The organism is Neorhizobium galegae, assembly GCF_017877135.1.
Lineage (GTDB): Bacteria > Pseudomonadota > Alphaproteobacteria > Rhizobiales > Rhizobiaceae > Neorhizobium > Neorhizobium galegae_A.
In genome coordinates this window covers 1,407,795-1,421,842 of the sequence record NZ_JAGIPH010000001.1, presented here as the reverse complement: position 1 = coordinate 1,421,842, position 14,048 = coordinate 1,407,795, and the positions used below count along the sequence as shown (strand labels likewise).

The window sequence follows — 14,048 nt, the reverse complement described above, 5'->3', positions numbered from 1 at the left end:
AAATGTACCGATTTGAGCCAATATTCTCTATGTTAGACAAACGTATCGATTTGCGGGTGGGGAAGAATCAAAATCACGCAATAATTTCGAATTAAATACTTATTTTTATTTCATGATCTAGGAGGTTTTACTTTCGTTGTAACCGTGGCCGGCAATGGTCTGATCGTCTCGGCAGTCCGTATGGTGGATGGTTTGACCAGGCCTCCGACACAGCGCCGGGTATCCTCGCTGCTCCGTTTCCGAGCATTGCGCAACGGATGCATTACCGCCGAGAAGGGCTGTCGGATCGCATTGAGGTTCGGCGAAGACGGAAACAGGAATCAGAGGTTTGCACTTGCCGCTTCGATCGCGCTTCGGACGGCGGGCCGAGGTCGCCCATGAGATGGCCATGTCACCTGCCTTGGGGTAGGAGCAAACCGCCGTTCGACGTCAGCGCGAAGCACTCACCGTTGATCTGTCCGTCATTGACACAGCGTTCTGCCAGCCAGCCTTTGCTCAAGGCGCCCGGGAATGTCAGCATGCGCCAATAACTGCGCGGGCATCGTGAGGGATCAACGAGGGCGAGGCGTACACATCGGAAGCATCTGAGAATTGATCGGCGTCTTGACGGAAAATCCGAATTATTGGCGAAAAGAACTAAAACTCGGAAAGAAAAAATTTGGTGGAGCTAAGCGGGATCGAACCGCTGACCTCTTGCATGCCATGCAAGCGCTCTCCCAGCTGAGCTATAGCCCCATCAGGGTACCGGGCATTAACCGGTTCCGGGAACCCCTTGAAAGCGCTGCTTTCGTCGGGGTGGCGGCTTATTACTTCCGGTGGTTTCGGAGTGCAAGCCTAAAAATGAAAAGCCCGGACGTTTTTTTCGTCCGGGCCTAAAAATCAACGTCTTAGACTTCGTCTTCGTCGCCGCCAACGCCGATGATGCCGGAGACGTCGTCGTCATCGTCATCTTCATCGGCTTCCAGGAAGGTGTCGTCGTCGTCGCCGTCGATTTCGACGTCGTCATCGCCCATATCGGGAATGTCGTCACCGGATGCCGCCTCGTCGCCCTCTTCGAGCGAGACGAGTTCGACATCGGTGTTTTCCGTATCGACTTCGGCGACTTCTTCCTCTTCGGCCTGTTCCATCTTCATCTGGGCCGTCGTCTCTTCGAAGAAGGAGAGCGGCCAGGACTTGCCGGTGTAAGGAGAAACAACCGGGTCGCGGTTGAGGTCGTAGAATTTTTTGCCCGTATCCGGGTCGGTGCGCTTGGTACCAAGTTCCGCTTTTGCCACTGTCGAAGCCCCGTGAGAATGGCCGATCAATTCGGCTGATGCCGCAAAGGCGGCGCTAAAATGCTAGCCGGTCCCCTTAATGCTTGTGCCTCGGCATGTCAAAGGCAAACTTTTTGCGCCAAACACCCGGATTTGCGCGATAACCGCCCTGGAATGGCCTCCTCTTCGTGACGCCGGGGCTTTGTGGGCAGGCGTGCGCTTGGTTGCGTGAGCGGATCGGTCGAGAGCATGGAACAGGGTGCGCGCGGAGCGGTTTTCCGCTAAGCGAGGCTCTCCAGGAGAAAAAGAGCTGCCGAGGGATTTCATGACTTTCACCATCGCCATCGACGGGCCGGCTGCGGCTGGCAAGGGAACGTTGTCGCGCCGCATCGCGCAGACCTATGGCTATCATCATCTCGACACGGGGCTCACCTACCGCGCCACAGCCAAGGCGCTGCTCGACGCCGGTCTTCCGCTCGATGACGAGGCGGTGGCGGAAGGGATGGCACGGAAGGTGGATCTCGCCGGTCTCGATCGCTCGGTCCTCTCGGCCCATGCCATCGGCGAGGCGGCGTCGAAGATTGCGGTCATGCCGGCGGTGCGGCGCGCGCTTGTGGAGGCGCAGCGCGCCTTTGCAGAGCTTGAGCCGGGCACGGTCATCGACGGGCGCGATATCGGCACCGTGGTCTGCCCGCAGGCGCCGGTTAAACTTTACGTCACGGCAGCGCCCGAAGTGCGTGCGCGCCGCCGTTACGACGAGATCCTCGCCTCCGGCAAGGAGGCGGATTTCGATACCATCTTTGCCGATGTGAAGCTGCGGGACGAGCGCGACATGGGCCGCGCCGACAGCCCCTTGAAACCGGCAGCCGATGCGCACTTGCTTGATACCTCGGAAATGAGTATAGAGGCCGCGTTTCAGGCAGCATCGGTCATCATCGACGCCGCCTTGAGAAAGAATTGACGATTTGCCGGTTCGCCGGCACCTCGACAGACAGTGCTTGCCCCAAAGCTCGGATCCCCGCGCCGGATTGCCCTCTTTGATGAGATGGGCGGATTTGTTCTTTGGGTATGTTTAACACAAACCCCCCGGCGCCATCCGTGTCCGAACAAGGGACACGACCAGGAGATTTCATGTCAGTAGCAAACCCCACGCGGGAGGATTTCGCAGCCCTCCTCGAAGAATCCTTCGTCACGAACGACCTTGCTGAAGGCTATGTTGCCAAGGGTATCGTCACCGGGATCGAAAAGGACGTCGCCGTCATCGACGTCGGCCTGAAGGTTGAAGGCCGCGTTCCGTTGAAGGAATTCGGCGCCAAGGGCAAAGACGGCACGCTGAAGGTCGGCGACGAAGTCGAAGTCTATGTCGAGCGCATCGAAAACGCGCTGGGCGAAGCTGTTCTGTCGCGCGAAAAGGCTCGCCGCGAAGAAAGCTGGATCAAGCTCGAAGCCAAGTTCGAAGCCGGCGAACGCGTCGAAGGCGTCATCTTCAACCAGGTCAAGGGTGGTTTCACCGTCGATCTGGATGGTGCCGTTGCCTTCCTGCCGCGCAGCCAGGTCGACATCCGCCCGATCCGCGACGTCACGCCGCTCATGCACAACCCGCAGCCCTTCGAAATCCTCAAGATGGACAAGCGTCGCGGCAACATCGTTGTATCGCGCCGTACGGTTCTCGAAGAAAGCCGCGCTGAACAGCGTTCGGAAATCGTGCAGAACCTCGAAGAAGGCCAGGTTGTTGACGGCGTCGTCAAGAACATCACCGATTACGGTGCGTTCGTTGACCTCGGCGGCATCGACGGCCTGCTGCACGTCACCGACATGGCATGGCGCCGTGTGAACCATCCGTCGGAAATCCTGAACATCGGCCAGTCGGTCAAGGTTCAGATCATCCGCATCAACCAGGAAACCCACCGCATCTCGCTAGGTATGAAGCAGCTCGAGTCGGATCCGTGGGATGGCATCTCGGCCAAGTATCCGGTCGGCAAGAAGATCTCCGGTACCGTTACGAACATCACCGACTACGGTGCATTCGTTGAGCTGGAGCCGGGCATCGAAGGCCTCATCCACATCTCCGAAATGTCCTGGACGAAGAAGAACGTTCATCCCGGCAAGATCCTTTCGACCACGCAGGACGTCGACGTTGTCGTTCTCGAAGTCGATCCGTCCAAGCGCCGTATCTCGCTTGGCCTGAAGCAGACGCTGGAAAACCCGTGGCAGGCATTTGCCTTCAGCCACCCGGCCGGCACTGAAGTCGAAGGCGAAGTGAAGAACAAGACCGAATTCGGTCTCTTCATCGGTCTCGACGGCGATGTCGACGGCATGGTTCACCTGTCGGATCTCGACTGGAACCGTCCGGGCGAACAGGTCATCGAAGAGTTCAACAAGGGCGACGTCGTCAAGGCTGTCGTTCTGGATGTGGACGTCGACAAGGAGCGCATCTCGCTCGGCATCAAGCAGCTCGGCCGCGATGCGGTTGGTGAAGCTGCAACGTCTGGCGAACTGCGCAAGAACGCTGTCGTTTCGTGCGAAGTCATCGCCGTTAACGACGGTGGCGTCGAAGTGAAGCTGGTTGCTCACGAAGACATCACGTCCTTCATCCGCCGTGGCGACCTCGCACGCGATCGTGACGATCAGCGTCCGGAGCGTTTCTCGGTTGGCCAGGTGTTCGACGCCCGCGTCGTCAACTTCTCCAAGAAGGACCGCAAGGTTATGCTGTCGATCAAGGCTCTCGAGATCGCAGAAGAGAAGGAAGCCGTGGCTCAGTTCGGTTCGTCCGACTCGGGCGCCTCGCTCGGCGACATCTTGGGCGCAGCCCTGAAGAACCGCACCAACGACTAATCCTCGTTAAAGACTGAATTGAAGAACCCGCCGGGAGCGATCCCGGCGGGTTTTTTATGCGTAAGATCCGGACACAGCTGCCAGATACGGTCCGAACGTGCCTACCAGCCGGCCATGCGCCGATAATAGGCCTGCGCATCATCGCCACCGGACGGCGCGTCCTGCGGAACGAGTTCTTCCGTGGCGGTCGCATCCAGTGCCGGGACAAGATCCTGAAGACCATCCTCGTCATCGGCTGCGGAAAGCTCCATGTCCGCCTGCCGCTGCTTGTCTTCACGATCATCGCCACTCTTGGCGCCGCCGCCGGACCGGCCCCCGCCTTCGCGACGGTCGTCCTCTGCTTCGATGGCCGAGACGAGGGGTTTCGGCTTTTCCGCGATGCCGCCTGCCGGCGCATAGGGGACATAGGCCGGCATGAGGCTGTCGCGCAGAAAACCTTGTGCGGCCTGCGCCTGGAGCATCATGGCCGCCGGCTGCGCAGCAGCAGGCGCTGCGCCGGATGCCGGTCCACCGGCGCCGGGCAAGGTTTGCACGGTTGTGAGGGGCGCGGACGACGTTGCAGACCTCGCGTTGGATGCGGGACCTGCGTCCGCCCCGCCGGCTGTCTTTGCCTTTGCGTCAGGCGCCTGTGCCGTCTCGGCGCTCTCATCAGGTGTCGGCAGGGCAGCATTTGCGAGCCCCCAGGAAGCGCCACCCTCATCCGCGTAAAGGCCGGAGAGCCAGGCGACAGGGACGGGTTCCGAGATGACAACGGCGACCGCCAGCTGCACCGGGCCCGGCGCTTCTCCCGCCTGTGAACGAAGGGGCTGGCCGGGAGCTGTCAAACGCGCGCTCGAGGCGGGGCTTGCCGGTTCTGTTTCGGCCTGTATCTGCCGAGCAAGCGCCGGCGCGTCATAGGTCACATCATCTGTTGTTTCGTCGGCAGCATTGTTGGTCCCGGCCGCGTCCAGGCCTGCCGCGTCCGCCGAAGAGGCGTTTCCTTCAAGGGAAGCAGGCTCGAGCGGGGAGGCGTTCCCGGTTGGTTGCCCGGCAATGGCCATGCGTTCGGCAGTCTCCGGCTGTGCGGGAAGGGCGACGGTGGTCATCTGCCGGCCCGGCATAGGGAAATCCGGAGCCGCTTTCGCGCCGGCCCTTCGCGCTGGCGTCGCTGCGGTTTCATCCGGATCCTGCCGCCGATCCACGGCGGGGTTGCGCGATGTCGAAAGAGCCGAAGCCTCCTCGTGCACTTCCCGGGGCGCTAAAGGCGGGTCGGTACCCATGGTGGAAGCGACGGCCTGTCGCGGGCCACCCGCCGGGGCAATCGCGGGGGCGTTCGCACGGCTGCCGGTCGGCGGTTGTGCCTCCGCGCCGCCGTTCTGGCGATAGGAGGTCACCACCTGGCGGGCGACCGGATCGCGCTCCAGATAGGCCGCCGCCTCCAGCCGCAGTGCCAGCCGCGTAGCCTCCGGTCCGACGGGATTTTTGAGGATCTCGGTCAGCAGACGCAGGGTAAATCCCTGCATCAGCTGGTTGAGGGCCCGCTGCAGAGAGAGCCGTTCGGTGGAAGACAGCTTGGCGATCACCTCCGTGATTCGCTCGGCATAGTCGGCGAGCGGTTCGCCCTGGTTGCGGCTGACGGAAAGAAGCGCGCCGATGGTTTCCACCACCGAAAGTCCCTGCGCCAATTGCAGCTGGCCCGAGAGAGACATGATGTCCAGCCGGCTGCCGCTGCGGATGGAAGGTTCGCGCGACAGGCGCGCATCCACACCGGTCGATGACAACAGCACCTCGATGCGGGGTGCCGAAAAAACGATGCCGGACTGGTCATGGGTGTTGAAGGCGGTATCGGAAGATGCGGCGACCGGAGGCAACATGGGTCTGCTCCACGCTGTGTCGGTTGAAGGGCAGACCGGCTGGCGGGGCGTTTCTACTGCGACCGAACGGGCCGCAACCGCGGCGCCTCATGGCGTCATCTAAAGCCGATTAAGGACTTATTAGAATATAATTTTATTAAAAATGCATTAAGACGCCGTCGTGTGTCTGCCGCCGTATGCCCGATTGCACACCCTCAGCTATGGGCAAAGATGTCGGTTTCTTCCCAGCCGAGAAGATCGAGCTTGGCGCGGGTGGGCAGGAAGTCGAAGCAGGCTTTGGCAAGCTCCAGCCGCTCATCGCGCTTGAGCCGGGCCATCAGCTTGTCACGCAGGCCATGCAGGTAAAGCACGTCGGAGGCTGCGTAATCCAACTGCGCCTGTGACAGCGTTTCGGCGGCCCAATCGGTCTGCTGCTGTGCCTTTGACACGTCGATATCCAGCATTTCCTTCAGATTGTCCTTCAGCCCATGCCGGTCGGTATAGGTACGCGTCAGGCGTGAGGCGATCTTGGTGCAGAAGACCGAAGCGGTGGTCACACCGAACGTGTGGTAGAGCACGGCGATGTCGAAGCGACCATAATGGAAGATTTTCTCCCGGCCGGCATCGGCCAGCATGGCGGTCAGGTTTGGCGCCTGCGTCTGATGAGCGGCAATGCGGATGACGTCTGCTGTTCCGTCGCCCGGCGAAAGCTGCACGACGCAGAGCCTGTCGCGACGCGGAACCAGTCCCAGCGTTTCGGTATCGATGGCGATAGCGCCCGTGTAGCGCGCTGCATCCTCTGCAGAAATATCGCCCTCGTGCGTCCTGATCCTGCTCATGGCCTGCCTCCTGCTTGACCCTGTTGGCTATAAACCAAGGCGCAGGGTCTGAATATGGCAATTTTCTGCCGCATCGGGCAGCAATCACTCGCCAAGCCTTGCGCGGGATGCATTGCTGCGTTGCGGCAGAGCGGTTGTTCGAATCGAAGCCATGGCCTATATACAAACCATCGAAGCGGCGCACTCCTCCTCCCGGTGCTGCTTCGTTGAGATCGGCAATCTCCTCCTCCTCCCAATTGCCGATCAAGTTTAAAAGCCTGCCGCACCTCCTCCCGCGGCAGGCTTTTTCCGTTTCTGGCTCCCCGAAACGTCATTTTCCCTGCAGTTCCCCGTACCGTCGGACAAAAAAGCCGCCGGACCCTTGGGCGCGGCGGCATCTCGATTTCACCCGGTGAAGAAGCGCCTCTCAAAGGGCGGCGATCGCCTGCATCACGCTGTCGTCGATAGAAAGGCCTGTTTCCAGGGCTTCACGACGCAAGGAGCGGCCGCGGCGGCCGGGCAGGCGCACGCCCTCTTCGCTGGCCATGAGCGTGGCAAGCGCTGCCATGCGCGCACCAAAGCCGGCCCCGGCTGTCGCCTGCGGATCGATGGCGATGATGAAATGGCCAAGCGCCGGCGGTGGTCCCTTGTCGTCGAAGAGGGAGGAAGCCTCGTGTGAAAAATTGGCGCCGGTGATGCCGGCGGAAAGAACCTCCACCATCAGCGCAAGGGCTGCACCCTTGGCACCACCGGCCGGCGCCATCGTGCCCTGCATGGCAATGTCGGGATCCGTGGTCGGCTGCCCTTGCGGGTCGAGCGCCCAGTCGTCGGGAATGGAGACGCGCTTCTGCTGGGCCTCCATCACCTTGCCGCGCGCCACCTTGGAGAGCGCCAGATCGATGACGATCGGATCGGTGCCGTCGGCCGGCTCGCCCACGGGCACGGCAAAGGCAATGGGATTGGTGCCGAACAGCGGCTTTCGGCCACCCCAGGGCGCCATGGCGGCCGGGGCATTGGCAAACATCATGGCAACCAGCCCTTCTTCGGCAAAGCGTTCGACCGTCAGCGCCATCACGCCGGCATGGTGCGAGCGGAAGATACCGGCCGAGGCGATCCCCTGGCTGCGGGCGAGCGGCGCAAGCGTACTGACCGCCAGATCGAGCGCCGGATAGGCAAAGCCGTCGCGTGCATCGATGGCCAGCACGCCGGGTCTCGGATGAGCGAGGCTTGCCTGCGCAAGGCCATCCACCTTGCCGCTTCTGACCTGTTTCACATAGGCCGGTACCCGGCGCAGGCCATGGCCGGACTGGCCGGCGGCTTCTGCAGCCACCAGCGCGCGGGCAACCGAGCGCGCAGATGCGGGCAGAACGCCGCTTGTTTCGAAAACCGTGGCGATCTGCCGTTCAAGGTCGGCAAGGGTATGGTGCATGCTGCTTATTCCTGAGGCGGGCGGGCCGCGCCGCCTCATCAACGGCGCAAACCCCGGATGGCCTGAACTAGCAGTTTTTATAGCCGAGCGGAACCGTGACCTTGTTGCCGATGCCAGCCGGAGGCGGCGGAACGGGGGAGGCACGGCGCACGAGTTCGACCATATAGTTGTCGAAATCGGAATAACCGGAGGATCTGGCCAGCGAGACGGCTGAAAGATTGCCGCCGTCATCGATCCGGAAGGTCACATAGGCCGTACTGCCGCGGCCGGTCGCCGGGCAGCGGCCCCTCTGGCGGCCGAGATGTGCGGCAAGCTTGGTCTGCCAGCGCGCCGGCGAAAGCGAACTGCCGCCAAGGCTGGTGGACGTCGCCGCCGCTGCCGTGCGATCGGATTGCTGAACCTCTGCCTTGGCCTGCTGGGCAGCCTTTGCTGCAGGCGGCTTCGGCCTTGGCTTTTCGGCGCGCACCACCTTCTTCTCGACCGGCTTCGGCTTTTCCTCGGTAATCTCAGGCTTTTGCTCCTCGACCTCCGGCGGGCGCACCACCGGAAGCGGCACTTCGACATTCTGCAGAAGCGCAAGCTGCTGCTCGGCAGGCTGATCTACCGTCTCCTCGATCGGCTCCGGCGGCTTTTCAGGAATGGTTTCCGTAACCTCCTTGACCGGCTCTTCCGGCTTCGGTTCCTCCATGACGGGTTCCGGCGGCGGCGGCTCAGGGGTTTCCGCGACCTCCTGGGGTGGCTCTGGCGGCGGCTCCGGGGCAGGCTCGACAACCGGTTCGGGCAGCGGTTCGTCTACCGGCTGCGTCGTGTCGCTCTTGACCTCTTCGGAATCCTGCTGGTCTTCGGCCACCAGCGTTTCATCGGTCTGGGTCGCTTCCGGTTCCGGGGCAAGCTCGATCATGATGGCGGCCGGCTGCGAGGCTTCCGCCGTGTCTTCCGGCTCCTCGCGCAGCATCACGGAGGCTGCTGCCAGATGCGCGGCCAGAACCGTGGCGCAGGCACCGGACCAGAGGGCTGCCTCGCCAAGCTTGCTCCAGCGGCTGCGGGGAAGCATCTGGCTCATGGCGTTGCGCCCTGCGGGGCTGCAGAAGCGGCTTGCGGCGCCTTAGGCAGCGTTTCAAGCCCGACCAGCGCGATCTTCAGATATCCGGAATCGCGCAACAGATTCATGACCTCCATGAACTGCCCGTAATCGACCGACTTGTCGGCGCGCAGGAAAATCCGTCGGTCCGTATTGCCGCCGGTCACCTGCGACAGCCGGGATGCCAACTGCTCGCGGCTGACGGGATCATTGCCGAGATTCAGCGTCAGGTCCTGCTTGACGGTCAGATAAAGCGGCTCGTCTGTGCGTGGGGCAGGCTTGGCGGTCGAAGCAGGCAGATCGACCTTGATGTCGACGGTTGCAAGCGGGGCCGCCACCATGAAGATGATCAGCAGCACCAGCATCACGTCGATGAAGGGCGTGACGTTGATCTCATGGTTTTCGGCCATGTCCTCACCGCCATGTTCGCGAATGCCTCCGGCCATGGCTCATTCTCCTGCAACAAGCGATACGGTCGATTTGCGAGTGCCGGGCGGCACCTTGCGGAAATCGAGGTCGCGGCTGACCAGCCGTTCGACGCCGGCCGCCGCATCGGCGAGAAGCTGGCGGTAGCCGGTAATCGAGCGGGCGAAGATATTGTAGATGACAACGGCCGGAATGGCGGCAACGAGGCCGATGGCGGTGGCGAGCAATGCCTCGGCAATGCCGGGTGCGACGACGGCAAGATTGGTCGTCTGCGCCTGGGAAATGCCGATGAACGAGTTCATGATGCCCCAGACCGTGCCGAAGAGGCCGACGAAGGGACCGACCGAACCGATGGTGGCGAGCGCACCGGTGCCGCGCATCATGCGCCGCCCGGCGCCCGCCTCGATGCGGCCGAGCGTCGAGGATACGCGTTCCTTCACGCCGCTGTTTTCCGCATGATCAAGCGCACCCTCGGACAGCGTCAGCTCCGTTGCCGCCTCGCGCAGCATCAGGGCTGCGGGACCGCCGCGCTTTTCGGTGGCGTTCAGCGCCTCGGACAGCGTCTTTGCCCGGGCGATCGCCTTGATCACGCCCTTCACCCGGCGCCGCGCCGCTGCTAGTTCCAGCGATTTCGCAAGCCATACGGTCCAGGTGATCAGCGAGGCGACCGCAAGCCCGATCATGACGCCCTTCACCACCCAGTCGGCGGCCATGAACATGCCGATGGGCGACAGATTATGCGGGATATCGCCGCGCGCCTGCGGATCGACCAGCGACGTCGGCACACCGACAGGCTCTTCCGCGGCAGCCGACGGTAGCGTCAGAGGCTGGGCGCCGGAGACGGCCGGATCGGGGGTAGGGGACACTGGTGTCTGGTTGGTTGGGGGAGTGGCCGAGGGCGCGGCCGGAGAAGCGGCCGATGGTTCGGTCGCACCTGCCGCTGGTACCTCGGGTGCTGGTGCCGTTGGCTGGGCAAGGCGCGGCTGGGTGGTGCCTGGCGCCTCCGGGGCAGGCGGCGTCTGCGACCAGGCCGGGGCGGCAGCCAGCGAAGCGGCCAGGACAAGAGCCGCAAGGCCGCCGGCTGCACCTGTCTTTGCTTGGCGGGCAGAGGCGGTGGACGGGAGGGACAGGATCGGCATCAGGCAAACTCCGGATGATCTTACGCAGGGGCCAGGGCACCCGGCCGGTCTGGCCATTGCTGCAGAAAGCGGGCGCCCAACGCGGTGTCGCACCGGATTAATCCCGCGCGGCCACGCCAGTTGCCTACCCCGATAATAAACTTGAGTGCCTTTAGCAACTATAATGTGCCGTTAAAGCCGAGCTTGTTATTCAACTTTTGCAGAGTGCAGCGCGTGAGGACGCAGAGGCGGCTGAACGGCACAAAAAAAAACGCCGGGCATGAGGGCCCGGCGTTGATTGTCTGACGGCTGACGTCGATCAGAGTGTGCGCGTGATATGTTCCACGCGGAAGCATTCGATCGTATCACCGGCGCGGATGTCTTCGTAATTCTCGAAGGCCATGCCGCATTCCTGGCCCATCGGCACTTCGGAGACTTCGTCCTTGAAGCGCTTGAGCGTCTTGAGCTTGCCTTCGTGGATGACGACGTTGTCGCGCACCAGGCGCACGCCCGCACCACGCTCCACCTTGCCTTCGATGACGCGGCAACCGGCGACCTTGCCGACCTTCGTGATGTTGAACACCTCGAGGATCTCGGCATTGCCGAGGAAGGTTTCGCGACGTTCCGGCGAGAGCAGGCCCGACATCGCCGCCTTCACGTCATCCACCAGATCGTAGATGATGTTGTAGTAGCGGATCTCGATGCCGGCACGCTCGGAAGCGGTCCGGGCCTGCGCATTGGCGCGCACGTTGAAGCCGATGATGGCGGCATTGGACGCCTCGGCGAGCGAGATATCCGATTCCGTGATGGCACCGGCGCCCGAATGGACGATGCGGGCCCGCACTTCGTCGGTGCCGAGCTTGTCGAGAGCGGCAACGATGGCTTCGACGGAACCCTGCACGTCGGCCTTGATGACCAGCGGGAACTCCTTGAAACCGGTGTTCTGCAGCTGGCTCATCATCTGTTCCAGCGAACCGCGCTGACCCGACTGACGGGCAGCGGCCTTGTCGCGGGCCAGACGCTGACGATACTCGGAGATTTCGCGGGCACGGCTTTCGTTTTCAACCACGGCGAACTTGTCACCGGCAGCGGGCGTGCCCGACAGGCCGAGGATTTCGACCGGCATGGCAGGACCTGCTTCCTTGACGTGGTCGCCCTGGTCGTTGACCAGCGCGCGCACACGGCCCCACTGGTCGCCGGCCACGATGATCTGGCCCGGACGCAGCGTTCCCTTCTGGACGAGAACGGTTGCCACGGCGCCACGGCCGCGATCGAGCTGGGCTTCGATGACGGTGCCTTCGGCTGTGCGCGTCGGGTCGGCCTTGAGGTCAAGGATTTCCGCCTGCAGCAGCACGGCTTCGAGCAGCTTGTCTAGGTTGAGCTTGTTCTTTGCCGAAACCTCGACATCGAGCACTTCACCGCCCATGGATTCCACGAAGACTTCGTGCTGCAGAAGCTGCTGGCGAACCTTGTCCGGGTTTGCCTCGTGCTTGTCGATCTTGTTGATCGCCACGATGATCGGCACGTTGGCGGCCTTGGCGTGGTTGATCGATTCAATCGTCTGCGGCATCACGCTGTCGTCGGCGGCAACCACGAGGATCGCGATATCCGTCGCCTGGGCGCCACGGGCACGCATGGCCGTAAAGGCGGCGTGGCCGGGGGTGTCGATAAAGGTGATCTTCTGGCCGTTCTGTTCGACCTGATAGGCACCGATATGCTGGGTGATGCCACCGGCTTCGCCCGACACGACCGAAGTTTTGCGGATAGCGTCGAGCAGCGAGGTCTTGCCGTGGTCGACGTGACCCATGATGGTGACGACCGGAGGACGCGATACCAGCTCGCCTTCGTCGTCCTTGACGTTGAAGATGCCTTCTTCGACGTCGGATTCCGAGACGCGCTTGACGGTATGGCCGAATTCGGTCGCGATGAGTTCGGCAAGGTCGGCGTCGATGACGTCGCCCGGCTTCATCATCTGGCCTTCTTTCATCAGGTACTTGATGACGTCGACGGCGCGTTCGGACATGCGCTGCGACAGTTCCTGAATGGTGATGGTTTCCGGCAGGATGACTTCGCGCATGACCTTTTCGCGGGTTTCCTGCATCTGGCTGCGGCGGAACTTTTCCTGGCGGCGACGGGTCGCGGCCATCGAGCGGCCACGGGCGTTGCCGTCATCGTCCGTGCTGACGGTGGTGACGGTCAGCTTGCCGCGGCGACGGTCTTCCTCGACCTTCGGGCGGGCAGGAACCTTCGCCGGAACCGGAGCGGTTACCTTGCCACGGTTCGGGGCGCCACGCGCGGGACCGCGATCATCGTCCTCGTCACCGCTCTTGCGGCCACGCACGGCACCGGGAAGACCGGCAGCCGGTGCCGTAACCGGGGCACGCGGGGCCTGCGGACGGCCTTCGGGCGCACGGGCTGCCGCCGGTGCGGCTGCGCGTTCAACCGGGGCTTCGACCGGAGCAGGCGCCACCGGGCCCGCCTTTTCGGCTTCTTCGGCGCGAAGCTTGGCTTCTGCTGCCAGGCGCTCGTTCTCGATCGCCTGTTCGGCGGCGCGACGCTCGTCCTCGATCTTGCGGCGGGCTTCTTCTTCCGCACGCTGCTTCGCTTCGATCACGTCACGGGCCTGCGCTTCGGCAAGCGCGCGGCGGCGGGCGTCCATTTCGCTCGCGGAGAGATCGTGCAGGACGGTGCGCGGACGATCCGGCTGGCGCTGCGGCTGCGAGGGGCGCTGCGGCTGCGACGAGGACGGGCGCTGCTGCGAATGCTGCGGGCGGTTGCCCTGCTGGTTCGGGCGCTGCTGGTTGTTCTGGCCTGCGCCATAGCCCGAAGTCTGAGCCGGACGCTGCGGCTGGGGCGCTGCGGGGCGCGGAGCGGCCGTGGAAGCAACCGGTGCTGCGGGTGCCGGGGCCTGCGCCGCCGGCGCTACCGCCGGTGCGGCAGCAACAGGCTGGGGAGCCGGCTGTTCGGCGCGCGGTGCCGGAGCGGCCGGCGCTGCAACGGGCGTCACGATCGGTGTAATCGGCTTTTCGTCTTCCGGACGCAGCGGGCGACGCTTGCGCGTTTCCACCACGACCGCCTTGGTGCGACCGCGACCCATTTCCTGGCGCACGGTACCCTGGCTCATCCCCGAAGGCTTCAGGGTGAGGGTCTTCTTTGCCGTAACGCTGAGCGTCTTGTCGTCTTTGTTGTCGGTCATCCGTTCCTGTTCCTTCCGACAGGAACAGAGATGGAAGCCATCAGATCCTGTCGTTCAATA

The 14,048-nt window shown here is 63.1% G+C and carries 10 protein-coding genes and 1 tRNA gene; 2 read left to right on the top strand and 9 right to left on the bottom strand.

Annotation, left to right across the window (positions count from 1 at the left end):
• Positions 1 to 659: 659 nt before the first annotated feature.
• Positions 660 to 735 (bottom strand) — tRNA-Ala (locus J2858_RS07010).
• A 152-nt stretch (positions 736 to 887) separates the two neighbouring features.
• Positions 888 to 1,274 (bottom strand): TIGR02300 family protein, encoded by a 387-nt coding sequence (locus J2858_RS07005; protein WP_210103973.1) that lies wholly within the window; start codon positions 1,272 to 1,274, stop codon positions 888 to 890.
• Positions 1,275 to 1,578: 304 nt separating this feature from the next.
• On the opposite strand from J2858_RS07005, the gene cmk reads away from it, so the two are divergent.
• Both cmk and rpsA read left to right on the top strand, forming a co-directional pair.
• Positions 1,579 to 2,214, top strand: a complete 636-nt coding sequence (gene cmk / locus J2858_RS07000; protein ID WP_210103972.1) for a (d)CMP kinase — start codon at positions 1,579 to 1,581, stop codon at positions 2,212 to 2,214.
• A gap of 170 nt (positions 2,215 to 2,384) precedes the next feature.
• Positions 2,385 to 4,088 carry a 30S ribosomal protein S1 gene (gene rpsA, locus J2858_RS06995; RefSeq protein ID WP_210103971.1) on the top strand — a complete coding sequence of 568 codons (1,704 nt, stop codon included), beginning with the start codon at positions 2,385 to 2,387 and terminating at the stop codon, positions 4,086 to 4,088.
• Between the two features lie 101 nt (positions 4,089 to 4,189).
• On the opposite strand, the gene J2858_RS06990 is transcribed toward rpsA, so the two are convergent.
• The 7 genes from J2858_RS06990 to infB form a co-directional block, all read right to left on the bottom strand.
• Positions 4,190 to 5,941, bottom strand: a complete 1,752-nt coding sequence (locus J2858_RS06990) for a hypothetical protein (protein WP_210103970.1) — start codon at positions 5,939 to 5,941, stop codon at positions 4,190 to 4,192.
• Positions 5,942 to 6,135: 194 nt separating this feature from the next.
• The gene (locus J2858_RS06985; protein WP_210103969.1) at positions 6,136 to 6,759 is read right to left on the bottom strand and encodes a ribonuclease D; all 624 of its coding nucleotides are present in this window, start codon (positions 6,757 to 6,759) and stop codon (positions 6,136 to 6,138) included.
• Positions 6,760 to 7,165: 406 nt separating this feature from the next.
• Entirely contained in the window at positions 7,166 to 8,167 is a 1,002-nt protein-coding gene (locus tag J2858_RS06980; RefSeq protein WP_210103968.1) for an Ldh family oxidoreductase, read from the bottom strand.
• A gap of 67 nt (positions 8,168 to 8,234) precedes the next feature.
• Positions 8,235 to 9,230, bottom strand: coding sequence for an energy transducer TonB family protein (locus tag J2858_RS06975; RefSeq protein ID WP_245365559.1), 996 nt, complete (start codon positions 9,228 to 9,230; stop codon positions 8,235 to 8,237).
• The gene (gene exbD, locus J2858_RS06970; protein ID WP_210103967.1) at positions 9,227 to 9,694 is read right to left on the bottom strand and encodes a TonB system transport protein ExbD; all 468 of its coding nucleotides are present in this window, start codon (positions 9,692 to 9,694) and stop codon (positions 9,227 to 9,229) included. The genes J2858_RS06975 and exbD overlap by 4 nt, the downstream gene beginning before the upstream one ends.
• 3 nt (positions 9,695 to 9,697) lie before the next feature.
• Positions 9,698 to 10,813 carry a tonB-system energizer ExbB gene (gene exbB / locus J2858_RS06965; RefSeq protein ID WP_210103966.1) on the bottom strand — a complete coding sequence of 372 codons (1,116 nt, stop codon included), beginning with the start codon at positions 10,811 to 10,813 and terminating at the stop codon, positions 9,698 to 9,700.
• 298 nt (positions 10,814 to 11,111) lie between these two features.
• Positions 11,112 to 13,988: a translation initiation factor IF-2 gene (infB, locus tag J2858_RS06960; RefSeq protein ID WP_210103965.1), complete on the bottom strand. Its 2,877-nt coding sequence runs from the start codon at positions 13,986 to 13,988 to the stop codon at positions 11,112 to 11,114.
• Between the last annotated feature and the right edge of the window lie 60 nt (positions 13,989 to 14,048).